Annotated in this window: 20 protein-coding genes and 1 tRNA gene; 7 read left to right on the forward strand and 14 right to left on the reverse strand. The window is 33.4% G+C overall.

Features of this window, described 5'->3' with window-relative positions; translation table 11 throughout:
• Nucleotides 1-48 precede the first annotated feature (48 nt).
• The gene (locus BK054_RS14795; protein WP_071307420.1) at nucleotides 49-456 is read right to left on the reverse strand and encodes a helix-turn-helix domain-containing protein; all 408 of its coding nucleotides are present in this window, start codon (nucleotides 454-456) and stop codon (nucleotides 49-51) included.
• Nucleotides 457-751: 295 nt separating this feature from the next.
• Between BK054_RS14795 and BK054_RS14800 the strand changes: the two genes are divergently transcribed.
• Entirely contained in the window at nucleotides 752-1,963 is a 1,212-nt protein-coding gene (locus BK054_RS14800; protein WP_071307421.1) for a hypothetical protein, read from the forward strand.
• Between the two features lie 139 nt (nucleotides 1,964-2,102).
• The gene (locus BK054_RS14805) at nucleotides 2,103-2,357 is read left to right on the forward strand and encodes a DNA-binding protein (protein ID WP_071307422.1); all 255 of its coding nucleotides are present in this window, start codon (nucleotides 2,103-2,105) and stop codon (nucleotides 2,355-2,357) included.
• Between the two features lie 110 nt (nucleotides 2,358-2,467).
• Here the strand turns inward: BK054_RS14805 and BK054_RS14810 are convergent, their stop codons facing one another.
• The 3 genes from BK054_RS14810 to BK054_RS14820 all read right to left on the reverse strand — a co-directional run bounded on the left by BK054_RS14810 (nucleotide 2,468) and on the right by BK054_RS14820 (nucleotide 5,760).
• Nucleotides 2,468-3,787 (reverse strand): site-specific integrase, encoded by a 1,320-nt coding sequence (locus BK054_RS14810; RefSeq protein ID WP_071307423.1) that lies wholly within the window; start codon nucleotides 3,785-3,787, stop codon nucleotides 2,468-2,470.
• Between the two features lie 273 nt (nucleotides 3,788-4,060).
• Nucleotides 4,061-4,145: transfer RNA gene (locus BK054_RS14815), tRNA-Ser, on the reverse strand.
• A gap of 214 nt (nucleotides 4,146-4,359) precedes the next feature.
• Nucleotides 4,360-5,760, reverse strand: coding sequence for a serine hydrolase (locus BK054_RS14820; RefSeq protein WP_071307424.1), 1,401 nt, complete (start codon nucleotides 5,758-5,760; stop codon nucleotides 4,360-4,362).
• Nucleotides 5,761-6,025: 265 nt separating this feature from the next.
• On the opposite strand from BK054_RS14820, the gene BK054_RS14825 reads away from it, so the two are divergent.
• Nucleotides 6,026-6,706: an endonuclease III domain-containing protein gene (locus tag BK054_RS14825; protein WP_071307425.1), complete on the forward strand. Its 681-nt coding sequence runs from the start codon at nucleotides 6,026-6,028 to the stop codon at nucleotides 6,704-6,706.
• Between the two features lie 295 nt (nucleotides 6,707-7,001).
• Here the strand turns inward: BK054_RS14825 and BK054_RS14830 are convergent, their stop codons facing one another.
• The gene (locus BK054_RS14830; RefSeq protein ID WP_006260071.1) at nucleotides 7,002-7,589 is read right to left on the reverse strand and encodes a sigma-70 family RNA polymerase sigma factor; all 588 of its coding nucleotides are present in this window, start codon (nucleotides 7,587-7,589) and stop codon (nucleotides 7,002-7,004) included.
• A gap of 727 nt (nucleotides 7,590-8,316) precedes the next feature.
• Between BK054_RS14830 and uvrA the strand changes: the two genes are divergently transcribed.
• On the forward strand, nucleotides 8,317-11,130 hold the full coding sequence (gene uvrA / locus BK054_RS14835) for an excinuclease ABC subunit UvrA (protein ID WP_006265438.1): 2,814 nt from the start codon (nucleotides 8,317-8,319) through the stop codon (nucleotides 11,128-11,130).
• A 210-nt stretch (nucleotides 11,131-11,340) separates the two neighbouring features.
• On the opposite strand, the gene BK054_RS14840 is transcribed toward uvrA, so the two are convergent.
• The 4 genes from BK054_RS14840 to BK054_RS14855 form a co-directional block, all read right to left on the reverse strand.
• Nucleotides 11,341-12,636: a glycosyltransferase family 4 protein gene (locus BK054_RS14840; protein ID WP_006265440.1), complete on the reverse strand. Its 1,296-nt coding sequence runs from the start codon at nucleotides 12,634-12,636 to the stop codon at nucleotides 11,341-11,343.
• Nucleotides 12,637-12,933: 297 nt separating this feature from the next.
• On the reverse strand, nucleotides 12,934-15,375 hold the full coding sequence (locus BK054_RS14845) for a YfhO family protein (RefSeq protein ID WP_071307426.1): 2,442 nt from the start codon (nucleotides 15,373-15,375) through the stop codon (nucleotides 12,934-12,936).
• A 133-nt stretch (nucleotides 15,376-15,508) separates the two neighbouring features.
• Entirely contained in the window at nucleotides 15,509-15,775 is a 267-nt protein-coding gene (locus BK054_RS14850) for a DUF4834 family protein (RefSeq protein WP_006260067.1), read from the reverse strand.
• A 191-nt stretch (nucleotides 15,776-15,966) separates the two neighbouring features.
• Entirely contained in the window at nucleotides 15,967-16,350 is a 384-nt protein-coding gene (locus BK054_RS14855) for a rhodanese-like domain-containing protein (protein WP_058699982.1), read from the reverse strand.
• Nucleotides 16,351-16,442: 92 nt separating this feature from the next.
• Between BK054_RS14855 and hemN the strand changes: the two genes are divergently transcribed.
• Both hemN and BK054_RS14865 read left to right on the forward strand, forming a co-directional pair.
• Nucleotides 16,443-17,804, forward strand: coding sequence for an oxygen-independent coproporphyrinogen III oxidase (gene hemN / locus BK054_RS14860; protein WP_058699981.1), 1,362 nt, complete (start codon nucleotides 16,443-16,445; stop codon nucleotides 17,802-17,804).
• A gap of 13 nt (nucleotides 17,805-17,817) precedes the next feature.
• Complete coding sequence (locus BK054_RS14865; RefSeq protein WP_006260064.1) at nucleotides 17,818-18,015, forward strand: hypothetical protein; 198 nt, start codon at nucleotides 17,818-17,820, stop codon at nucleotides 18,013-18,015.
• 108 nt (nucleotides 18,016-18,123) lie between these two features.
• Here the strand turns inward: BK054_RS14865 and acs are convergent, their stop codons facing one another.
• The 3 genes from acs to mnmA form a co-directional block, all read right to left on the reverse strand.
• On the reverse strand, nucleotides 18,124-20,034 hold the full coding sequence (gene acs, locus BK054_RS14870; RefSeq protein WP_006261323.1) for an acetate--CoA ligase: 1,911 nt from the start codon (nucleotides 20,032-20,034) through the stop codon (nucleotides 18,124-18,126).
• A gap of 135 nt (nucleotides 20,035-20,169) precedes the next feature.
• Complete coding sequence (locus tag BK054_RS14875; RefSeq protein ID WP_006265446.1) at nucleotides 20,170-21,111, reverse strand: NAD(P)H-dependent flavin oxidoreductase; 942 nt, start codon at nucleotides 21,109-21,111, stop codon at nucleotides 20,170-20,172.
• Between the two features lie 14 nt (nucleotides 21,112-21,125).
• A complete protein-coding gene (mnmA, locus tag BK054_RS14880; protein ID WP_006261325.1) occupies nucleotides 21,126-22,337 on the reverse strand; it encodes a tRNA 2-thiouridine(34) synthase MnmA in 1,212 nt (403 codons plus the stop codon).
• 329 nt (nucleotides 22,338-22,666) lie between these two features.
• On the opposite strand from mnmA, the gene BK054_RS14885 reads away from it, so the two are divergent.
• Nucleotides 22,667-23,419 carry an SIMPL domain-containing protein gene (locus BK054_RS14885; protein WP_006260060.1) on the forward strand — a complete coding sequence of 251 codons (753 nt, stop codon included), beginning with the start codon at nucleotides 22,667-22,669 and terminating at the stop codon, nucleotides 23,417-23,419.
• A 127-nt stretch (nucleotides 23,420-23,546) separates the two neighbouring features.
• Here BK054_RS14885 and proC read toward each other — a convergent pair whose 3' ends face one another.
• Nucleotides 23,547-24,356: a pyrroline-5-carboxylate reductase gene (gene proC / locus BK054_RS14890; protein WP_006260059.1), complete on the reverse strand. Its 810-nt coding sequence runs from the start codon at nucleotides 24,354-24,356 to the stop codon at nucleotides 23,547-23,549.
• Between the two features lie 48 nt (nucleotides 24,357-24,404).
• Nucleotides 24,405-26,312 (reverse strand): membrane protein insertase YidC, encoded by a 1,908-nt coding sequence (gene yidC, locus BK054_RS14895; protein ID WP_006265449.1) that lies wholly within the window; start codon nucleotides 26,310-26,312, stop codon nucleotides 24,405-24,407.
• Nucleotides 26,313-26,320: the final 8 nt, after the last annotated feature.

Raw genomic sequence — 26,320 nt, forward strand, 5'->3', positions numbered from 1 at the left:
AAAGCCTAACTATAAGGTTAAGTTTTCATATTTTTATTAATGCTCCATTTACTTAGTTTGAATCAGCTTCTCTAAACGCATCATCATTTCGTCTTTCTCCTTTAGCATACGCTCATATAAGGCAATCTTTTCTTCGTGAAGTTGAACTATCTTATCAATGGAATTGTTATTTTGAATATTTAAGCCATTATTATTGATAGCATTATCAGAAAAATTACAAGCAATATTATAAACAGCCTGCTCTTCATCAAAATTCTCAATTGCTTCTACAGGTATTTTAAGCACCTTAGAAATCTGTTGTAATAAAGCATTATCAATAACTTCTTTCTGTTCAAGTAGAGATATCTTCTTTTGATTCCAATCATCTCCTAAATCAAAAGCAAGAACTTCTTGTTTGATTCCAAGCATTTCTCTAAAACGCTTTACATTTCTTCCTTGATGTATTTTATGTTCCATAATTAATAGCTGAGTTAAGAAGGCTCAAAAATAAAGCCAATGATTTAAAAAGATTGAATTGTAAAGTTATTAAAAATAAATAGAATTCTAAATTATCTAAAATAGAATGCAAATACAAAGGATATAATATCCTTTTCGAGAATTTTTTATTCTTTAGAAAGTGAACAACTTTGAACACAATTACAATAAAAATTTACTAAAGGAACTACTCTCGAATTGTCTACAAAGAGAGATGGACTATCACTTTTTAAACTAAGAAAACTAAAATATATAAGTTGAACTAAAAAAAAACATTATGAAAGATATTTACTGGTGCCCACCTGACGACAAATTAGAAATTCCTGAATTCTTACTCAATGGAGGTATATTCGAAGCCTTGAGTTCATATACTTTAGAATCTTTTCGAGAACTATTAAAAGAACTAGAACGCTTTAATGAATCAGTCACTAGCAAAAAAAAACGAAAGCAAATTTGTGAGCGACAAATCCCTTTTATACTAGATATTAAAATGATGGTTATGGGATGTCATTTTTTTATTCATCAGAAAAAAAAACTCAAATATTGGAATGATTGGATTGATATTCCATGGGTTAAAAATCCTTATCGCTGTGTGTTTGAGTATCGCTCTAGAGAGGATTTCAAAATCAATCATCATCTTGCTCATTTAGAGGATTCTTATACCTTGCTAAGCATCAAAGAAGTGCAGAATTTTCAAAAAGTATTTAAAGACTTTTTTAAACCAATGGACTTATCCCTTTGGATAAAGATGTTAGATCATTGGAAAGAAGCCTTAGAGAGGAATCAGGACATCACTGATATTATGGGACCTCCTCCTTATAAGGTATATGATGCTATATTGAAATTATTTGAAGCTAGCTACTTAGCTATAAGCTGGGCTGATTACAGTTATTTACCCCCAAATAATCACGTATGGGAACACTATTTAGGCAGTCCATGTGAAGGTTACCAAGCCAGTAATCCTTTTGAGAATATCATTCTTATCTTCAATACAAACAGTTATTATGAAATTCAAGAAGTTATTAAAGTGATATATTCTAACTCAAAAAAAGAAGATACTTTCCTTATACAAAATGTTACTAGTTTTCGATTTACCTTAAAGTGGTTGCTACAAACAGGATGGGTACTACTACAAACTGACTATTATCCAACTACTTGGCTTAATCCTGATATTTTAGACTACATTAATTGTCCATTTTCCATAGAGGAACTGCGTATTTGGAAACCTAAATATCTAAGTACAGCAGAAAGTGAAAACCTCAATATAACTCTTTCTATACTGTATCACGATATTGATGTTAGGGAATTTATATATGAAGTAGAAGATCGACTAATCCAATATATTGCTAATAAACAAGCTATAGAGATAAATGATTCCGATTTAAATATTGAAACCACCTTACTTAAAATTTTAGATGTTATAACCTTATTGGCTACTGATTTTTGCAAGAGAAGAATAAAAGATAGGTTGAATTATAAAAAAACATAATGAATTAAAGGTAATAATTCTAACTCGTATATTATCTTAAACTTAGTAAGATAAAGCCAAATAGACTTTGAAACTGCCAAAAATAGAGTATCATCTGTTTTGATTGTAGTTTAGTTGTTTAACCAAAAAAATAACTATCATGGAAAGTCAAATTACAAAAGACGATTTGAGATTGTTTGCTCAAACAATCATTGGAGAGTTAAAAGATCTATTAGTCAAGCAAAACAAAGAAACTTCTCTTGAATGGGTAAAGGCTAAAGTAGCAAGACAATTACTCAGTATCTCGCCAGCTTCACTACAAACACTACGCATTAGTGGTAAATTGCAGTATCGCAAAATACTTGGTTCGTATTACTACAACAGAAAAGATATTATGAACCTTTTTAATGAGTAGAAGTTTACTTTTACTCATTAAAAAGGTTGGAAATTGACTCCCTTAAATTTCTTGTTTGCAAAACTACAGTTGAATTGTTAGAAAGTGTAGAGAATTTAAGGGAGTTCCTATTATCCATTTAACTGATTAATAAAATTAGTTAGTTGAGTTAATTTATCAGGGTTTAGCTTTTTTAAACTCTCTAGTAAATCTGTGTAATTATCACTTTGCTTATTTGATTTCCCTTCAAGTTTACCTTTTAAAATCTGCATTTCAGTCTTAATAGCTTCTTCTTCTGTTAGAGCGTATTCCTCAGTCTGCTTAACAGAGTGATGTCCTAACATTTCCTTTACTACATGAATAGGTACACCATTTCCAAGAGTTACAGTACTTCCAAAAGTTCTTCTTGCTTTATGGGTGTTTAACTCACTTATCTCACATAGTGAGGCAATCTCTTTTAAGTACTCATTCATCTTTTGATTAGAACGAACAGGAAGAACGATATCTTTACCAATACAATCAGGATGATTTTTATACTTTTCCATTATCTCTATTGCTTTTGGAAGTAGAGGGATAGTTATATTAGCATCTGTCTTTTGTCTGTTGGTTCTAATCCACAGATTGCCCTCCTCATCTTTAGTAATATCGCTTTTCTTTAGTTGAAATACATCAATATAAGCAAGACCAGTATAGCACTGAAATACAAATACATCTCTTACCGTACTTACTCTATCATTTTGAAACTCTTTGTTTTCTAAAATAGATAGCTCTTGTTTGCTTAATGGTTTCTTATTGAGTTTCGTCTTTTTAGGTTTGTATTGTACAAAAGGATTAGAAGATATTATTCCCTTCGCAACAGCCCGTAAAACAATCTTCTTGAAGTTTGAGATATACTTTATAGCAGTATTGTTAGAACACGCTCTAACGGTCTTTAAATAGTGCTCATAGCCAATTACAAACTCATAATTGAGTTCTCTAAACTCTATATCTTCTTTACCATATACATAACGGATATATTCTCCAACATGCGATCTAGCTGTTACATATCTTTCATGTGTTCCAATAGCATACTCTTTAGGTACTAGTTTAAAAACTTCATCATTGTGTTTTTGGAATTCTTCTAAAACTTTAATCCTACTAGTTCCTTTGCCTTGGATATAATCCATAAGCACAGAAGCAGTAATAGGCTCTTCATTACTTAATAACTCTAATTTGTACTTGGTAATCTTAGATACGATTGTATCTAAGATGTAGTTTAGCGTTTTAGCGTCTTCTTTAGCGCCATTGGCACGACCTGCTTTTTGGTTCCATCTTTTGATATCCCATCTATGACTTAAAGAAGTCTCTTTGCGAATACCATCTACTGTGATTCGAAGGTAAACACCTCTTAAATCACTTTTCTTCCTACTTGGTTTGAGAAAGAAATTAATTGATAACTGTTTTTCTAACATAATTCAACTGTTTTTAAATATTAATAAATGTCGAATTAAAACGTTCCAAAATCACAGTTTAAAACTCTCTGGCGCCTTTTGGCGTAAGGGTTCGTTAAGTTCAAAGGTGCGCATCACTAGGAAATTTTTTTGTGCACCGAATCTGTAACTTTTTTGGGTGCACTTTTAAAAATAATGTGATACCCCTAAAAAAGAAAAAACCTATAACTCATTGTGAATCATAGGTTTTGTGCTTTTTTAATAACTTTTAAAAAGTTACTATTTATAATTTCGCGGAGAAAGAGGGATTCGAACCCCCGGACCTGTTACAGTCAACGGTTTTCAAGACCGCCGCATTCGACCACTCTGCCATTTCTCCAGTGGTCTGCATTACTTCCGTATTGCGAGTGCAAATGTAACACAAATATCCAAACCTCCAAACTTTCGAGATAAAATAATTGAAAGTTTTTTCAGTGAAGCTCCTACTTCATAGCATAGCTGTAGAATAAAAAACTAAGTATCAGACTTATACTCCCCTAACCGATTCGTTGTCTTCTAAAAACAAAAAAAACTCCTATTAAGGAGTTTTAGTATTATTTATCTTCAAAAAGCTTAACGACTAATTTATAACTTAAAGAATCTAATCCATTAAGAGCTCCTTCAGAAGAGCTATTAGAAAGAACGATTAGACCTTTCTTTCTTACTGGGTCAAAAGCGACATAGTTAGAATATCCAGCATCTATACCTCTTGTGAAGTAAAGAGGCTCTCCAGAACCAAAAGGATACCCTATCTTCCATCCTAAACTAACCCAGTAATTAGGGCTTACAATAAGAGTAGGCTTCTGTGTTAGCTGTAGTACCTTATCTTCACTATTAAATTGCGCTTGAATGAACTTCGTCAAATCTGCAGCTGTAGAGATCCCCCCACTAGATGGTAATAAAGCACCTACTTTGACTGGATATACTTCCTTTAGATTGACATTAATCCCTTTTACTACCTCACGCTTCTTTTTAGGCATGTATACGGTAGAGTTATGCATACCATATCTTGCGAATACTTTCTCTTCGATTAATTGATTAAAAGGCTTGTTATACACCTTACTCAATGTATTACCAAGTATAGCATATCCTAAGAAAGAAAAACTCTGTCTCTTCTCTGGACTTATCGTATCTGTCTCTAGATTATGTTGCAAATAGTCTTCTAGCTGTGCACTCGTCAGATTAGTCAAATAATCATCCTCTACCTTTGGATCATTAGACTTTACCTCAGGCAGCATAGGTACTAACGAAGAATGATTAGCTAAAGCAATGAAGGGAAGCTTAATATTCTTGTTAAAGCTAAAATCATAATACTTATTTATATCCGTAGTCATATCCACACCTTGCTCTAGTACAGCATCCGCTAATACAGTAGAAGTAAATATCGTCATTACATTAGCCATAGAAAACTTACTATCTGTATTGTTCTCTACTTTCACTCCATCCCCTACTTTCTTAAAGCCGTGATATTCTACCTTATCATCATCAATAATAGCAATAGCATACTGTCCTTTATCAGGTAGGTTAACCGTTTCGTTTGCGATAATTTCTTCTACACTAAACTTCTTGAATGAATCATCTACAGGCTTAGGCATGTCTAATAATCTAAATCCTACTACCTCCCCAGTATCATTCATCGCTAGATTAAGTAAAGCAACTTCATTATTCTCAAACTCAGTTTTAAACAACGCTAATTGATTATTATCTAAGCCATAGAACTCCATACTCTTAATATTACCAAGTTTCTCTTTCATCTCTACAAAGAATAACTTAGCCTTAGCACTAGGCAACTCTTCTTTTAAAGATGGTGCGAAGTGACTGTAAATATCATCGTAATCATTGGTGTTGTAATCCTTTACAAAAGTATCTATTAAGGGTTTAAACTCTTTCTCTTGAGCGAAAGAACCAAAACTCATCAATAAACACATCGCTATGGAAATACTTAATCTCTTCATTTCTTAATTTTATTTTGCAAGGATAAATATATCAGTTATTATCCGATAAATATCTCCCTTTAACAAGAATAAAAGAAAAATAAAGAATTTCTTACTTCTTTTAAGTATAAGATAACAACCTCAATATAAAGCATCAAATCACAGCCCTCCTTCAAAAAACACAATACCCCTAATTACCTATTCTCAGATAAAGAAACTCTATCTGAATAGAAAATAGGCTATCTTTTTTTTAAGTATATTCGCCCTAAATAAAAACAGAAAGACTATGACCAAAAGTGAAAAAGTAAAATTCGCTATGGAGACCTTAGACGCTCTTTATCCAGAAGTTCCTATTCCATTAGATCATAAAGACCCATATACTCTACTGATCGCTGTACTTCTATCAGCACAGTGTACAGACGAACGCGTAAATAAGATTACTCCTCTACTATTTGCTAAGGCTGATAATCCGTATGATATGGTCAAAATGACGGTAGAAGAAATACAAGATATCATCAGGCCTTGTGGATTATCTCCTATGAAGTCTAAAGGTATTTATGGACTATCCCATATCTTAATTGATAAGTATAATGGAGAAGTTCCTCAAGATATGGCTGCATTAGAAGAATTGCCTGCTGTCGGTCATAAGACGGCTAGTGTTGTCATGTCTCAGGCATTTGGAGTACCTGCTTTTCCTGTAGATACCCATATTCATAGATTAATGTATCGTTGGAACTTCTCTAATGGAAAAAGTGTAGAACAGACAGAAAGAGATGCTAAACGTTTATTTCCAGAGGACAAATGGAATCTACTTCATTTACAACTCGTATGGTATGGAAGACAATACTCTCCTGCACGTGGCTGGAATCTAGAAATAGATATTATAACGAGTGTGATAGGTAGAAAAACGGTTATCAATGAATACTATAAAAAGAAAGAAAAGAAAGAAAAAAAAGAAAAGAAATAACACTTCTTATCCTAGCACATCAGTGTAAGATAGTATAGAGAGGTATCAAAAAGCAAAAAAAGAGGTTAAGTATAATGACTTAACCTCTTTTTTTTAATTCTCTTTCGAGTAAAGCGATAGATTATTGATTAACCCGTTTAGCCTAACTAGGCTCAATCCTTTAGAGTAACTCAAAAGGAATTTAATGGTTTCTTCTTTGGGTAAACTAAATGAACTAGTTTTCGTTGTGTAATTTTTCTTCATATGTGGCGCGTTTTGTTGTTTATACAATAATAACGACAAAACGCTTTACATATTATATCTCTGTCAAAATAATATTTTTTTCGTCAATTAATTTTCTTAAATTAAGCAGTGCATATCGCATTCTTCCCAGAGCAGTATTAATACTTACATCTGTCAACTCTGCTATCTCCTTGAAGCTCAAGTCTTGATACATACGCATCGTGATCACTTGACGTTGATCTTCTGGTAATTCTTTTAACAATAAATGTAGATCTGACTCTATCTGTTGTTGGATGATATCTCCTTCTACTGTATTAGAATCATCTTTTAGAAATGAAAAGATAGGCAATTCCTCAGAATCATATTGAAACTGTACACGCTTCTCTCTTCGGTAATGATCCATTACTAAATTATGAGCAATACGGATAACCCAAGGTAGAAACTTACCTTCTTCATTATATCGACCCGATTTAAGGGTATTAATTACTTTTATGAATGTATCTTGGAAAATGTCATTTGCTAACTCAGCATCTGATACTTTAGAAAAGATAAAACCATAGATCTTAGACTGGTGTCTTTTGATCAAAACCTCTAACGCCTCTTCACCACCTGCAATATATAATGTTACAAGGGTTGCATCAGGCATATTTATATATACCATACCAAATTTCTTTTTTAAAACTGTAAATAGATTTTTATAAAGTAATTTTGTATTATAGGCTTTGATTTTTATCGTTTAACGAGACAAATATATAAAATTATATTTGTTAAAATAAATAAAAAATAAAAGTTTTTTTTAGAACCTCAATCAACAAACGTTATCATATCTCATCATTTAGCCGGAAAACAATAAAATTCACATCTCTTAAATTTATCTAAATGAAATAATCACAATATTAGGCTGGAATAGATGTAGAAAACACAATTATATTTATGTACCGAACCTTTACATTTTTATAATACGGTCTCCCTTTTGCTCCCATGTGGTATTTCATCCTTATTCCTGTCAGCTCTTAATCTCGTTTGTATCGTGTTCCCAAGAGATACCCTAGAAGCGACTTTTTGGGAACAACTCGAAAACAAAATAGGATAACCACAGCGTCCAATCAAGATACAGCCTAGATCAACACTAGCTTTCTCTTTAAAACAACTACTCCCTTCTACCCCCAATTACTCCTATTTACTCCACTTTTTGACTTTCTATTACATCCACTTTCTAGTTCTTTCTATATTTAAACCTCTGATCGTTCTTCCATCCTACTCTTTATACAAGGTGATAATGCGAAATATTATAGCATATTCAGCATTTTGCACAAGATTATACCTTGCAGAGTTTTAGTGGAATTAAAGAAAGCATTATCTTTGTTTATTAAACCTTTATAGGCTACATGAAAAAAATAGATTTCTCCAATATAGATCCAAAAAAGAATATTATCATCAAGGGCGCTCAGCTACACAATCTAAAAGATTTAGACGTTGTCATCCCTCGTAATAATCTTGTTGTTATAACAGGGTTGTCTGGTTCTGGTAAGTCCAGTTTAGCTTTTGACACCTTATATGCAGAAGGACAAAGACGTTATGTAGAGAGCTTATCTTCTTATGCTAGACAATTCTTAGGACGTATTAACAAACCTAAAGTAGAATACATAAAAGGGATTGCTCCTGCGATTGCGATTGAACAAAAAGTAAACACTAGCAATGCTCGTTCTACAGTAGGTACCTCTACTGAGGTATATGATTACATCAAATTACTGTACGCACGTATCGGAAAGACCTTCTCGCCTATCTCAGGAGAGGAAGTAAAGAAGGATACTGTAAGTGATGTATTAGACTATGTTAAGAGCTTAGCTATTGGAGCCAAATTATTATTGCTTGCTCCTATTGATTTAGGAGAAGACAGAGAGCTTTATGAGCACCTTAATGTCCTTCTTCAGCAGGGATATGCTAGAATATTAGTGCATGGAGAGACTTTGCGTTTAGATCAATATATAAATGATAATACAGAAGATATCGTTAATCAAGTAGATGCCACTCAGGTTTATCTAGTTGTAGACCGTATCGTAGTCAGTGATGATGAAGATTTCTTTAACCGCCTAGGAGACTCTGTAGAAACAGCTTTCTTCGAAGGAAAAGGATACTGCTATATAGAGGATCTTAAAGATAAAAAACGCAAAGAATTCAGCAACAACTTTGCCTTAGATGGGGAAGTTTTTCTTGAACCTAATGTACACTTATTTAGTTTTAACAATCCTTATGGAGCTTGTCCATCCTGTGATGGATATGGTAATATCATCGGTATTGACGAAGAACTAGTCATTCCTAATACAGGGCTTTCTATATATGAGAATGCGGTCTTCCCTTGGAGAGGAGAGTCGATGAGCTGGTATAGAGATCAACTGGTTAACAATGCTTATAAATTTGACTTCCCTATTCACAAACCTTACTTTGAGCTAACAGAAGAGCAAAAAGCATTGGTATGGGAAGGAAACTCGTTCTTTACAGGACTAAATGACTTCTTTAAAGAATTAGAAGAAAAAAACTATAAAATCCAGAATCGCGTCCTTTTATCTCGTTATAGAGGAAAAACAAAATGTCCTACATGTAAAGGAAAAAGACTGCGCAAAGAAGCGAGCTATGTAAAAGTAGGTAACAGAACAGTAAGCGAGCTGGTAGATCTACCGATCAAGCATTTGATTACCTTCTTTAAAGATTTAAAACTAAATGAATACGAAGCCAAAGTAGCACAACGCTTATTAATCGAGATCAATAACAGACTTGGCTTTCTAAGTAATGTAGGGCTTGACTACCTAACATTAAATAGAAATTCTGCTACGCTATCTGGAGGAGAATCTCAGCGTATTAACTTAGCCACTTCATTAGGAAGTAGTTTAGTGGGGTCAATGTATATCTTAGACGAACCAAGTATAGGATTACACCCTAAGGATACAGAAAAGTTAATCGATGTACTGAATAACCTAAAACAACTAGGGAATACAGTTATCGTGGTAGAACACGATGAAGACATCATGAAATCAGCTGATCAGATTATAGACATCGGTCCTGAGGCTGGTAGCTATGGAGGACAACTGGTAGCTCAAGGAGATTACAATACTATTTTAAAAGCAAACTCTCTAACAGGGAAATACCTTAGTGGTGCTCTTGAAATAGCTGTTCCTAAAAAACGCAGAGGGTACAAACACTTTATCGAAATAGTAGGCGCTAGAGAAAACAATCTAAAAAATATAGACGTTACATTTCCACTAGACTGTCTAACAGTGATCACAGGAGTATCTGGTAGTGGTAAGAGTACCTTAGTCAAAAAAATATTATTCCCTGCACTACAGAAAAAACTAACAGGACTTAGTGATAAACCTGGTCAGTTTACAGAGATGAAAGGGGAATTTGGTGGTATTAAATCAATAGAATATGTAGATCAGAATCCGATCGGAAGAAGTTCTAGATCTAACCCTGTGACCTATATCAAAGCCTACGATGATATTAGAGATTTATACTCTAAACAACAGTTATCAAAGCTAAGAGGTTATCAACCTAAGCATTTCTCGTTTAACGTAGATGGTGGTCGATGTGAAACTTGTAAAGGAGAAGGAACTGTAACAGTAGAGATGCAGTTTATGGCTGACGTTCACTTAGAATGTGAAACTTGTCATGGCAAGCGCTTTAAAAAAGAAATACTGGAAGTTAATTTTGAAGGGAAGAATATCGATGACTTACTGACCATGACGATAGATGATGCCTTAATGTTCTTCGATCAACATAAGCAAACTAAGATAGCACAAAAACTACAACCTCTACACGATGTAGGACTAGGCTATGTGCAGTTAGGACAATCTTCTTCTACTCTATCAGGTGGAGAAGCACAGCGAATCAAGCTTGCTTCTTTCTTATTAGCTGGTACAACTAGAGATAAAGTATTATTTGTTTTTGATGAGCCTACAACAGGATTGCACTTCCACGATATTCAAAAGTTACTAAAGTCATTTGAAGCTTTAATTGAAAAAGGGCATTCTATTATTGTGATTGAGCACAACCTTGATTTAATCAAATGTGCTGATTACATTATAGATATCGGACCTGAAGGAGGAGAAAATGGAGGGCAATTAGTTGCTTTTGGAACACCTGAAGAAATTGTAAAAAACAAAGCTTCACTAACAGGAAAGTACCTAAAAGAAAAACTTAAGTAATCCATTGGATAATTATGAATTACGACTATATACCTCATAAGAAAAAGGCTGTATCAAATAATGATACAGCCTTTTTTAATTGTTTCAGCTCAGGTTTCGCTAACAAAGTGCAATAAAAAAGGTAATCTTGAGTTTCAAGATTACCTTTGTCATAATTATAATATCATGTGATATAAGCCCCTCATATTGAAGGTTAATCACTCCTATTTTTTAATTCTTAATTACTTTAACTAGTTTCTCAGTCAATCTTTTTCTACTGAAATACTGCAGTCCCATAGCGAATACTTTTAATTGATTCTGTTGATATTGTTCGAAGTATTCTAATAGAATATCTCTCACCTTATCTTTTTCAGAATACAACACTACTTTTCCAGTATTCGTTTCTTTGATAATATCGAAGAAATCAGAATCCTCAGGCCCTATCCCTAATATTGGGCGTTCTGACGCCATATACTCAAATAACTTACCAGGAATAATCGCTTTAGTATCTTCTGAATCTATTTCTACTAATAACAGTACTTGTGAAGCACGCATTTGTCTCAATGCCTCTACATTATCTACATAACCGTGATTAACAACACAATCCTCTAGTCTAAACTCTTTTATGGTATCTAATACTTCACTACTTACTTTCCCTACTAGTTTTAGTTGAAAAGCATCTTTAAATGCCTTGTTCTCTTTTCGCAATTCTGAGATAGCTTTCCATAAAATTCTAGGATTTCTATCAGATAAAAACGAGCCAATATGTGCTAAAGTAAATTTCTCATCTAGAGGTACTTTTCCAAGGTTCGTAATATCATAACCGTTTGTAATCACTGTTATAGGTTTATCCGTTTTAGTCTGGAACTCCTTTTTAGTTGTTTTACTAGTGACGATAATTTGATCTGCTTTATTTAGAACTTCTTTCTCTAATTCTAAATGCTTAGCTGCACTAGACTGATTTAGTTTTAATTCTTTATGATACCCTATAGTCGTCCATGGATCTCTAAAATCAGCTATCCATTGGATGTTTAATTGCTCTTTAAGAGCCATTCCTATCAAATGCATACTATGAGGAGGCCCTGTCGTAATAATGGTCTCTATATCCTTGTTTTCCTTTAAGTACTTAGATAAATAAGCTACAGAAGGTTTCACCCAGCTCACTCTGGCATCAGGAATAAAAAAATTCCCTCTCACCCAAAGCAATAGTTTATCCGTGAACGATTGTTTCTTCTTATCTGGAATAATTCCCGCACTTAAAGTATCTGTATTCTTACCACTTACTAATTTAGCCTTGCTATAAGGTTCACTAATAGGCTGTCTAAGAATCGTTATTTCAGAGCTTACCTCCTGCTCATTACTAGAATCTAATAATGGATAACTTGGATTTTCAGGTATATATACTATAGGTTCAATATCAAAGCTTGGTAAATATTTGACAAACTTTAACCAACGTTGTACTCCTGGTCCTCCTGCTGGAGGCCAATAATAACTTATGATTAAAACTTTTTTCTTTGGCATATTCATACTACATTTTGTTTTTTTTGAAATCGTTTTTCTGTGAAATCGTGAAATCGTTTTTCTGTGAAACCGTGAAATCGTGAAGGTGTAAAGTCGTTTAGTCTACTTTATCTATTGTTAGTCTATCTCGTCTTCTAAGTACATTATGACCATAGATCAAGATTGTAAACCATCAACTGTAAACCATCAACTGTAAACCGTAAACTGTAAACCATCAACTGTAAACCGTCAACTGTAAACCGTCAACTGTAAACCGTCAACTGTAAACCGTCAACTGTAAACTGTAAACTGTAAACCGTCAATCTATTCCTTCTTCTTAACTAAAAGATATACTCCTCCTACTGTAATCAAGAAAATAAGAATACTCGATCCTAGGGCTATTCTACTACCTGTTTTGATTACTTGTGGTTCAAAAGTAAATTCGATAGTGTGTTTCCCCTTTGATAACTCTATTCCTCTTAATACATAATCTACAGCAAAGATTGGCACCTCTGTATTATCTACTTTAGCAATCCAACCTTGTGGGTAATAGATTTCAGAGAATACTGCTACTCCATCAGCACTGTTAGTTGACTCATAAACTATCTTATTCGGAGCATAACTTTTTAACTCAATACGAGCTAAAGAATCCACAGCATATGTATCTTTTAACTGTACATCTTTAAACATAGTTGTATTCAATACAGCCTGATTTTTTGTTTTCAACTTATCCAATGCTTTCATTTCTTCATTTGCATCTTGCACTTTTTGAATACTAGATACAAACCACGCATTCCCATTCGCATTATCATTTAATAATGGAACATCACGTCCCTCTTCATCCTTCTGAATAATATACTTCACATTCATCATATTCAACACTTCCATATTAGAATGTTGATTCAATTGATAATCTGCTAGCTCTTGCATTCTACGAGGTTTCGCTGCATGATATCCACCTAAAGAATGATGGAAGAATGAACTTCTCGCACTATTAAAGCCTCCATTTAACTCATATACTCTAAAATGCTCTGTATCATTCAGTATTACCTTATCAGCTGGTGTTACCTGGAAAGGTTGAGACATTTGAGATGCTAGTACAAAGTTTGAGTCATTTACATACTTACGATCCACTAATACTAAATCTCCTACCATCAATACACCAATAATAATTACTGCAACAACTGGCTTAATCTTTTCTTTAGTTGATAAGAACAAAGCTCCTGCAGCTAAAGCAATTAGAACAAAACTTCTAATAAGGTCTGCTGTATACATTGCTTTTCTATCTTCTATTAAAGCACTGATAAATCCTGGCCCTATCTCACCATAAGCTCCTCTATAATAACCGTCATTTAAGCCTGCAAAGCTTAAAGACCCTTTTACTAAAAACAACAATATTAGGATAGATCCAGCTACGATACCTGATTTCTTTAAAACAGCTAACTGCTCTTCTTTTGCTAACTTACTATAAGCATATAGCCCAATAATAGCTAAGGCAGGTACACATAATTCAAGTATTACTTGAATAGAAGACACTGCTCTAAACTTATTATACAATGGGAAATAGTTAATAAAGAAGTCTGTCAGAATAGAGAAGTTCTTACCCCATGATAACAATAAAGAAAAGACTGCCCCTATTATGAAAACATACTTAATACTTCTCTTCTCTGCAAAAATTCCGATTAAGAACAAAAAGAATACAACAGCTCCTATATAAGCTGGTGCTGCAACAATAGGTTGATCTCCCCAATAAGTAGGTGAACTACTTGCCATTTCTTTTGCTTGTTGATCACTAGCGCCTACTGACTTAAACAATTTATATACATTAGAATCTATGTCTAAATGCTCATTATTCGCCCCTCCTGTCAAACGAGGTGCTATCAAGTTTAAACTTTCAAAAATACCATAGCTATACTCCGTGATATAATCATAGCTCATCGCATTAGACGATTCCTTTACAGAACCATCAGGTTGATACGTTAGCTCACTATTACTACGCGTACTAAACTTAGTATATTCTGAAGTAGCCATCAGATTAGTAGCATTCGCTCCTATACTTAGAATAGCGGCTCCTACTAATACAGCTATTGATGTACCTATCGCTTTATAATCTTTTTCTCTTATATATTTGACCATATAAAATACTCCCACTACGATAAGTAATAATAGTAAATAATAGGTCATCTGGAAGTGGTTTGCACTAATTTCTAAAGCGGCTGCAAATAGAGTTAGCAATCCCCCTTTTATATAATGCTTCCTAAACACTAAAAGCACTCCTGCCAATACCATCGGCATATAAGCAATAGCGTGAGCTTTAGCATTATGCCCTACTCCTAAAATAATAATCAGATAGGTAGAAAAACCAAAAGCTAGTGCTCCTATAAATGATCTCAAAGGCTTCATTCCTAGAGAAGCCAATAGAATATAGAATCCGATAAAATAGATAAATAAATAATCTGCAGGTCTAGGTAAAAAACGAATTATGCTATCTAAATCTTTCACATAATTATGAGGAAATTTAGCTCCTAATTGATAGGTTGGCATTCCTCCAAAAGCACTATTTGTCCAATAAGGCTCTTCTTTAACTTGTTCTCTAAAATCTATTTGCTCTTTTGCCATTCCAGTATATTGTACAATATCGGATTGGTAAATTACCTTATTAGATAAAACAGGTGAAAAATAAAGTAGTGCTACTACTATAAAACCTAAAACCACTAATAGATGTGGATAAATTCTTTTAAACGTATTCGTTGTTTCTGATGACATTTATACTACTATTTAAGTATGCTAAAATAAGTAAATTTCAGATGGCTTTAAAGGGAAGCCTATAGTTTTATTATATATATAAAAAAGCCCTCAAGAGGCACTGCTCTTGAGGGCTTTATACTATATCTATGAATTACTTCGAATCTACTTCTTCGAAGTCTACATACTCTCCAACAACTTTTGTCGAACGTGGTACTTTATTATGCTGACTTGCAGTATTAGTATACGTTTCTGTTTCTTGATTGTTGTTATATGGATTGTACTGTTGTTGTCTCTGTTGAAAATTCTGTTCTGCTTTTTTTGCAGCCTTGTATATTAATACAGGAAACAAATAACGCATCGCTATTTTAAATGCGTAGTATATCAGAACAATAATAATAAGTGTTTTAATAAATCCCATAATTTCCTTCTTTTTACCAAAAATAGTAATTATAACCGCATAATGACAATCACAATTCTTAAATTATTGATAAATATCCTTACTCCTTCCTTTATTTTATTTGTAACCCTACTTTATTGATTTCATTATAAACAAGTAAATCAAGGACTTCATCTGCTTATATTGATCTCCCTATTATATGGGAATCTGTATTATTTCTTTGCTTCTTCCCACTTAGTATATCCTCCGTCTAACTCATATACTGTTTTAAAACCTTGTTCTAAAAGAATATTTCTAGCCTTCTCACTTCTCTTTCCTGATTTACAGAAAATATATACTGGTTCTTCTTTAGATAGCGTTTTAGTTTTATCAATAAAGTCCTCCTCTAGCACATTGATATTTTTTGCATACTCTATAGTTCCTTCGCTGAACTCTTTATCCGTTCTAACGTCAAGTAACTGAACTTCTGTCGCTTCAATTGCTTTTTTAAAGTTCTCATTGTTCAATAAATGGGCTGCCTTTTCTTGGCTATAACCACTTACTGTAATTAAAATAGTAGCAATAAAAGAAAGCCAAAAAGCGTTATATTTTTTCATAATATAGGTTAGTTTATAGTTTAACAAAAATGACAAATATCATAGTATGCGATTTAACATTACTATACATTTGTTACAAATATAAAATAAATATGTCAGTTTCTCTTATACAAAAGTATAATGTACCTGGTCCTAGATACACTAGTTATCCCACTGTTCCTTACTGGGATGAGACCTCTTTTTCTGCAGATAAATGGATTGATTCTTTAAAGAGATCATTCATTGAGTCCAATCAAAAAGAAGGAATAAGTATCTATATCCATCTGCCATTTTGCGAAAGCTTATGTACGTTTTGTGGCTGCCACAAGAGAATTACCAAAAGACATGAAGTAGAAAGTCCATATATAGATGCTCTTCTTAAGGAATGGGATTTATATTGTGCATTATTTGATGAAAAACCAATCATCAAAGAAATCCACTTAGGGGGAGGTACTCCTACATTCTTTTCGCCACAACATTTGACTAAGCTAATTGAAGGTATTAAAGCGAAAGCTAATATTGCTAAAGAATATGAATTTAGTTTTGAAGGACATCCAAATAATACAACTAAAGAACACTTATCTACTCTATACAATCTAGGTTTTAGAAGAGTGAGTTTTGGTGTACAAGATTACAACCCTGAAGTACAAAAAGCAATCCATAGAGAACAAAGCTTTCACAATGTTGCAAAAGTAACACTATGGGCTAAAGAGCTTGGTTATACTTCTATTTCACATGATATTATCTATGGGCTACCGTTCCAAAAGTTAGAACATGTAATCGATACTATCGAAAAGACGAAATCTCTTTCTCCAGATCGTTTAGCGTTTTATAGTTATGCACATGTGCCATGGATAAAAGGAAATGGTCAACGTGGATTTAATGATGAAGATGTGCCTAAAGATGCTGAAAAACGTCAATTATACGAAAAAGGAAAAGAACTTCTTCTTAAGAACGGATATGTTGAAATAGGAATGGATCACTTTTCTTTAAAATCAGATTCTCTTTATAAATCTATGAATACAGGGCATATCCATAGAAACTTTATGGGGTACACCTCTTCTAAAACTCAAGTAATGATAGGCTTAGGTGTATCTTCTATCAGTGACAGCTGGTATGCTTTTGCTCAAAATGAAAAAGACATTGATACTTATTATCAACTATTAGATCAACATATTATTCCTGTTACAAAAGGGCATATATTAAACAAAGAAGATTTGATTATTAGAAAACATATCTTAAATTTAATGTGTTCTTTAAATACAGATCTAACTGCGGATATTGACAGCATTGATTTCAATCCTATATTAGAAGAACTTAAGGAACTAGAAAGAGATGAATTAATTGAAATTAAAGGATATAACATTAAGATAACAACTAAAGGGCGTGCATTTGTTAGAAATGTATGTATGGCTTTTGATTTAAGATTACAAAAGAATAAACCTCAAAGACAGTTGTTCTCAATGACTATCTAATAAAATAAGTAAAATGAATAAAAATATTGAGAAGATAATTACCTTCCTGGTATTACTAGGATTAGTTTCTGGAATATATAATCTAGATATGGATAACTTATGGTCTATCCAACACAACTGGCTGTCTTATATAGGTTTTATTATTTTTATAGCTTATTTAGTTTACTCTGTAAAAAAAGCAGCTAAAATACAGGATCAAAAAGGCCTGTAATCTAAACTTGAATTGTCATTTGTTTATTGTTTACTCTCAGGTAAACGATAGTATAAAAAAAGTCCTTAATCATATGATTAAGGACTTTTTATTATGTATAATTATTGATTACTCAACTTTATTATTCATAATCACTTCTATAACCTCTGGGTTAATAAGTGTTGATACATCACCGAACTCTTTTGTTTCTCCATTAGAAATAGAACGCAAGATTCTTCTCATAATTTTACCAGATCTTGTTTTAGGCAAACTATCCACAAACTGAATCTTATCCAACTTAGCGATTGGCCCAATATGACTTGATATATACTGGTTAATCTCGCGTTTAAGATTTTCTCTATCACGAGTCTCCCCTTCCACTTTCAAGGTAATAAATCCATATAAAGCGTTTCCTTTGATATCGTGTTTATATCCTACTACAGCACTTTCTGCTACAGCTGGATGCTCATTAATCGCATCTTCTATAGGAGCAGTTCCTAGATTATGTCCAGAGACAATAACAACATCATCTGCACGTCCTGTAATTCTATAATATCCTACTTCATCTCTTAAAGCTCCATCTCCTGTAAAGTATTTACCTGGAAACTGACCAAAGTAAGTCTCTTTATAACGCTCATGATCTCCCCAAATAGTACGAGCCATGGATGGCCAAGGGAATTTAATACACAATGATCCGTCTACCTGATTATCCTCTATCTCATTTCTCTTCTCATCCATTAATACAGCTTGTATACCCGGTAATGGTAAAGTCGCATAAGTAGGCTTAGTAGGTGTAATAAATGGCAGTGGAGAAACTAAGATACTTCCTGTCTCAGTCTGCCACCAAGTATCCACTATAGGACATCTTTTCTTTCCTACATGGTCATTATACCAGTGCCAAGCTTCCTCATTAATAGGCTCTCCTACCGAACCAATAACTCTTAAACTAGACAAATCATGTGAATTCACATAACTGTAATCCTCTGTCATCAACGAACGAATAGCTGTAGGAGCTGTATAGAATTGGGTTACTTTATACTTATCAATGATATCCCAGAATCTACTAGGTGTTGGATAAGAAGGCACTCCCTCAAACATCACTGTAGTTGCACCATTTAATAGAGGTCCGTAAATAATATATGAATGCCCTGTAATCCAACCACAATCAGCAGTACACCAGAAGATATCCTCTTCTTTATAATCAAAAATATTTTTAAAAGAATAAGCCGTTTGCACCATATAGCCTGCTGTAGTATGCACCATTCCTTTTGGAGCACCTGTAGAACCAGAAGTATACAAAATAAATAAAGGATCTTCTGCATCCATTACTTGAGCTACATGATTATTAGACGCTTCTTCTAATAAAGGTGCTAACCACATATCTCTTCCTTCTTTAAAAGCGACTTCAGCACCTGTTCTCTTCACTACAAGTACTTTCTCTACGCCAGGACAAGAGTCTAATGCTTCATCGATAATTGGTTTTAATGGAATAGTCTTATTTCCTCTAAAGCTCCCATCGGATGTTATAACAAATTTACATTCAGAATCATTAATACGCTTCGTCACAGCAGATGAAGAAAAACCAGCGAATATAACACTGTGTATCGCTCCTAATCTAGCACATGCCAACATACTAACCGCTAACTCAGGTATCATAGGGAGGTAGATACATACTCGATCTCCTTTTTTAACCCCTTGCTCTTTTAGCACATTAGCCATCTTACACACTCTATTGTATAAGTCATTATAGGTAATAGTTTCTGCTTGCTCTTCTGGATTATTAGGTTCAAATATAATAGCTGCTTTCTCTCCTCTTTTTGCAAGATGACGATCAATACAGTTCTTTACGATATTCAATTTAGCATTAACAAACCACTGGAATTTAGATTCCTCCATATCAAACTCGAATACTTTATCCCACACTTGATACCAAACGAAGTTTTCCTCTGCTATCTTTCCCCAGAACTTACGAGGCTCTCTAACGGATTTTTTATAGTGTTTAAAGTATTGTTCTAGATTTTCTATTTTATAATAACTCATATTTTAGTTGTGATTTTTTTTATGTAATATTTTTTTTAGCTCTTAAATATATGATTTTAGTAATAAATAGCAAAAAGTCATACAATATTTTTAAGATTAAAAAATATTGTATGACTTTCGTTATTTAAATAAACCCTATAACTGAGCTATATCTCTCTTTGCTTGATCAAACTCTGCAATGATATTTTTAATAATATCTCCTACTGGTTCTATTTTATGTATCAGACCTGATATTTGCCCTACTTCTAGTTCACCTTCTACTAAATCTCCTTCAAACATTCCTTTTTTAGCTCGAGCCCTACCCAAATATTCTTTTAATTCTTCTACTGATGGATTCTTAGCATACAAGGCTTGAAGTCCTGTGTAAAACTCATTCTTAATTAAACGTACGGGCGCAAGTTCTTTTAAAGTAAGAACAGTATCCCCTTCTTGTACATCTAATAGAAGATTCTTAAAGTTATCATGAGCAGAACTCTCTTTAGAAGCGATAAATCGCGTTCCCATTTGTACTCCATCTGCACCAAGTACCATAGCCGCAAGCATTCCTCTTCCTGTAGCGATACCTCCAGCCGCAATTAAAGGAACCGTGATCTTCTCACGAACCATAGGAATCAAAGTAAGCGTAGTAGTTTCTTCTCTTCCATTATGTCCTCCAGCTTCAAACCCTTCTGCTACTATTGCATCAACACCTGCTTCTTGGGCTTTTAATGCAAATTTAGAAGAACTAACTACATGCACTACTGTTATCCCATGTTGTTTTAAAAATGGAGTCCATGTTTTAGGATTACCTGCAGAAGTAAAGACAATTTTCACTCCTTCTTCTACAATGATATTCATGATTTCCTCTATATTAGGATATAACATAGGGACATTTACTCCAAATGGTTTGTCAGTTGCTTTCTTACACTTCTGGATATGTTCTCTTAGTACCTCAGGATACATTGAACCAGCCCCAATAAGTCCTAATCCACCAGCATTACTCACTGCACTAGCTAACTTATAACCACTGTTCCAAATCATCCCTCCCTGTACGATAGGATACTGAATTTTAAAAAGATCTACTAACTTATTTTTCATTGTATTTTGGTTGTTTATAGTTTCGAAATAACACCCGAACCAATTAGTTCGTCTTCGATATGCCAAGATACAAATTGTCCTTCTGTGATAGCGGATTGCGGTTCGTCAAAACGAACGTACATTCCTTCTTTCATCTTGTGTAAAGTAGCTTTTTGCAAAGGTTGGCGATATCTTATACGTGCTAATATAGACATTGTTTCTCCTTCTTGCAATGCTAAATCTTCTCTAATCCAATGAATTTCTGATTCTTTTACAAATAATGCTTTGTGAAACAATCCTGGGTGGTCACTTCCTTGACCTGTGTAAATAATATTCTCCTTTACATCAGTACCTATAATAAACAATGGCTCAGCAGTACCTCCCACATTTAATCCCTTGCGTTGACCAATAGTAAAGAAGTGCGCTCCGAAGTGCTCACCTACCTTTTTACCCATTTCAGGTGTATACACAATTGATTTAGCTTCGCTGTACAAAGCATCTCCTATTGTAGAGAATGTCTCTTCCTCTTTCGTATAGATAGACGAATCTTTTGGTATTTCGTAGATAAGCCCATCTTTTCTTTTCAACTGCTGTTGTAAGAATTCTGGTAATCTTACCTTACCAATAAAACACAATCCTTGAGAATCTTTTTTGTCTGCTGTGATTAAGTTCATCTTAGCTGCTATCTCACGTACTTGTGGTTTCAACAACTCTCCAACTGGAAATAGCGCTTTCGCTAATTGCTCTTGAGATAACTGACATAAGAAGTAAGACTGATCTTTATTAGGATCTACACCAGCCAACAGTTTATATACTGTCTCCTGTGTTCCATCTTCTTTGGTAATAACCTCTTCATCTTTGCGACAATAATGCCCTGTAGCGACATAATCTGCTCCTAAAGTCAATGCTATTTTCATAAATACATCAAACTTAATCTCGCGATTACACAATACGTCTGGATTAGGGGTACGACCATTCTCATACTCCTTAAACATATAGTCTACAATCTTCTCTTTATATTGTTCACTTAAGTCAACTGTTTGGAATGGAATCCCAAGCTTCTCAGCGACCATTAAAGCATCGTTGCTATCTTCTAGCCATGGACATTCATTAGAAATTGTCACAGAATCATCGTGCCAGTTTTTCATGAAGAGTCCAATAACTTCATACCCTTGTTCTTTCAGTAAATAAGCTGCGACACTTGAGTCTACACCTCCCGAAAGACCTACTACTACTCTTTTCTTCATAATAAAAAATATTGTGGCAAATTTACGAGAAATGCCGCAATACAAAAAGCTTTTGAATTTATCTTATCTTTTAATTATGACTTTAGCATAGATAAAAACTATACTATCTGAGGTAATGCTTTAGAATTTAATACTCTAATTCTTCTTAATACTATCCCTTTCTAAAGTACCTTCCTCTACACTAGATTAAACAAATAACACAAAAACACATTATATGTAAAAAAATTAAGTTAATTCATATTTAATAACACTACATTATTGGTATTTTTTATGTAATTTGAATCACATAAAATAAATTTATTATAAAGACACAGTAATATTCAATTATCATGCAAAACAAAACTTTAGCTAAATCACTTGTCTTAGGCTCTTCTCTATTATTGAGCTTTACTTTATTAGGCCTTTTTATTTTCAAAGGGTTAAAAACATTTAGTGATAAAGATCGTATAGTCACTGTAAAAGGATTAGCAGAAATGAATGTGATGGCAACCTCTGCTACCATTATTATTGATTTTTCTATTTCTGGTGATGATTTACAACAAATAATGAAACAAACAGAACAGAAAAAAGAGGCAATTATTACTCATCTAACTAATCTTGGTTATCAAAAAGACAATATTAAAATCGATAATATAGAAGTAAATGATAAAGAAAAATATTACGAATTCCGTCGGGAAAATGGACGACAAGTGTCAGTAAAAATAGATAGATATTCTATTACGCAGCAACTAAACCTTGAAATGACTGATATAAAAGAGACAGAAAACAAAGCTTCACAAATTAAGTTAGATTTAATTAGTAAAGATTTGACTTCAAATATAAATTCTATTTATTCTTTCCCTGAATTAAATTCGATTAAACCACAACTAATAGCTGAAAGCACAAAGAATGCACGCATCGCTGGTGAGCAGTTTGCTAACGATTCACAAGCAAAATTAGGCAAAATAAAAACAGCCTCACAAGGACAAATCACTATTGCTGGAAGATATTATTTTGATGAAGAAGAAATGAATAATGCAAATAAAGAACCTTATACTCAAAAAGCGAGAGTAGTAAGCACTATTGTTTTCTTTCTAGAATAACAACTATTCTAAAAAGAACTTACTTTTTCCTTACCTAAAAAAGCCTCTATGTTTAAATATATTTAAACATAGAGGCTTTTTTTATTCAGAAACCAAAATATTATCTATAATCTAACTCAATAGCATCCTACCCTAATTTCTTACCCAGTAACTCAGATTGGGCTTTTGCTCTATGAATTCCTTCCACTAATTTTTGTAATACTTCTTCTTCATTGAAATACTTAATCGCTTGCTCAGTAGTACCACCCTTAGAAGAAACTTTCGCTATCCAATCTTGTGTAGATAACGAATTAGCTTCGTATAGGCCAAGAGCACCTGATATGGTTTGCTTCACTAACAATTCTGCTTGTGACGGTTCAAAGCCATAAGATATTGCTGCCTGTATCATGGCTTCCATAAAATAAAACACATAAGCAGGTCCACTACCTGATACCGCAGTAGCTGCATCTATTTTATTCTCTTCAGACACATATACAGACTTACCTGTGGTATTAATTAAGTTCTGAATAATGAACAACTCTTTTCGATCTAATTCTTCTGAAGCAGTAAAAACAGTCATACCTCTACCTATCTGAGTAGGCAGATTAGGCATGGAACGAACTATTTTTTCGATTCCTAAATCTTCTTTTAAACGATCTATAGAGATACCTGCCATCACAGAAACGACTATCTGATCTTTATTTACATATTTCTTTAGATCTGCAACTAGTATAGAAAAGTCTTGGGGTTTCACTGCAACGATAACAATATCACAAGATCCTATATCACCATCCAATTGATAGCGATAAGACAACTGATGAATATTACGACTATCTTCTATAGCCCTCTGTGAACGCGTGTATATCAATACATCTGATGGGTTAATAAACCTAGAGTTAATAAACCCATTGGCAAAAGTACTCCCCATGTTTCCCATTCCTATAATTGCAATTCTCATAAAAAAAAACACCTCTGAATTTGATCAGAGGTGTTAAATATAAAAGAATTATTTATTTTTCTTCTTTCTTTCTTCTTGTAATTTTTGTTGCTCTTGCGCTTGTTGCATCATTTCTTGCATTTTACGTTGGAACTTACCTTTAGGACGTTCTTTCGTTTTATTGTCTTCAATGATAGCTTTAATCTTATCTTCTTTTACAATATGGTTTTTAATTACATACATAATACCAATTGTAATCAAGTTAGAAATAAAGTAGTACAAACTCAATCCTGACGCGTAGTTATTAAAGAAGAATAACATCATCAATGGAGAGATATAGATCATCACCTTCATGATTTTACTCATATCAGGCATTCCTTCTTGAGCAGGTGCTGCCATTTGTTGATCTCCTGTAGTCATCTTCATATATATAAAGATTGCAACAGAAGCTAAAATAGGGAATAAACTCACGTGGTTACCATAGAATGGAATACGGAAAGGCAATTCTAAAATCTGGTCATAAGACGATAAGTCATCTGCCCATAAGAATGATTTTTGTCTCAAATCAAATGCTGATGGGAAGAATTGGAACAATGAATAGAAGATAGGAATCTGTAACAATGCTGGAATACATCCTGCCATTGGGTTAACTCCTGCTTTAGAGTACAAATTCATTGTCTCTTGTTGCTTCTTCATTGGATCATTCTTATATTTTTCGTTCAACTCATTCACTTCTGGACGAATTGCTTTCATTTTTGCTTGAGAAACATAAGACTTATAAGTCAATGGAGAAATTAATAATCTCACAAGTACAGTTAATGCAATAATAGCAATACCATAAGGTAAGAATGAACTCAATACTCCAAATACTGGAATAAATAAGAAACGGTTTAACCATCCAAAGATTCCCCATCCTAAAGGAACAATCTTATCTAACCCTTGATCATATGACTTTAATAATTTATAATCAGCTGGTCCGAAGAACCACTTCATATCATAGTTTAACTCTCCACCTGTATAAGCTAAAGGCATTTTTGCATTAAACTGTTTAGTGTAAACAGTATCTACTGCCTCATCATGAACCAAGTTAGCTGATTTTAAACTAGCTGTATCAAAAGCTTTATCTGTAATTAAAACAGAAGCGAAGAAGTGTTGTTTAAATGCAACGAAACTTACATTTTTAGCTTCAGTACTGTCATCTTTACTTGTATTACTTAGACTGTTATCTTTTCCTCCTTCATACTCATAGTATACACGAGTATATTGGTTCTCATAAGTAATACTCTTCTCATTACTATATGCTTTTAAGCTCCAGTCTAATGCTGGTGTCTCTGCTGTATTAATAACTCTACTTAATCCTTGTGTACGAATAGTAAAGTCTAACATATAGTCATCTGGCTTCAATACATATCTATACTCTAAAAACTCAGTAGCTGATACTTTTAAACGCATAGATAATACTTGATTCTCCCCTTCTTTTGTCAATTCAGGTTCAAAGAACAAGTCTCTTGTATTAAACTTTTTGTTGTCCTTCGTATATAACTCTAAATTAAACTCAGCGTTATTATCTTTAATTAACTCTACTAGTTCTTTAGAGTTTTTATTAAAACGAGCATTGTTATTGATTACAACATTTGATAAACTACCTCCTTTATTTTCAACAACTAAAGTCAGTAATTCATTCTTAAGTTCTGTTTTACCTCCTTGAGCAGATGGTAATGTTGCACTATAAGCAAATGGGCCTAAAGCAGCTTGTAAAGCAGTATTCTGAACAGAATCCACCTCTACATGATTACTTATAGCACTTGAAATTTTCTCAGACTCAGCTTCTTTAACTATCTCTTTTTTGGCTACCTCTTTGTCCTGAGCGATAGCTTCTTTTTCTTTGTTGATATTATTCAACATCATCCAAATTAGCAACCCGGCTATAATAACAAAGCCGACAATACTGTTACGATCTAATTTTTTTCCTTCCATTACTTAAT

This window comes from Myroides sp. ZB35 (assembly GCF_001865835.1).
Classification (GTDB): domain Bacteria; phylum Bacteroidota; class Bacteroidia; order Flavobacteriales; family Flavobacteriaceae; genus Flavobacterium; species Flavobacterium odoratimimum.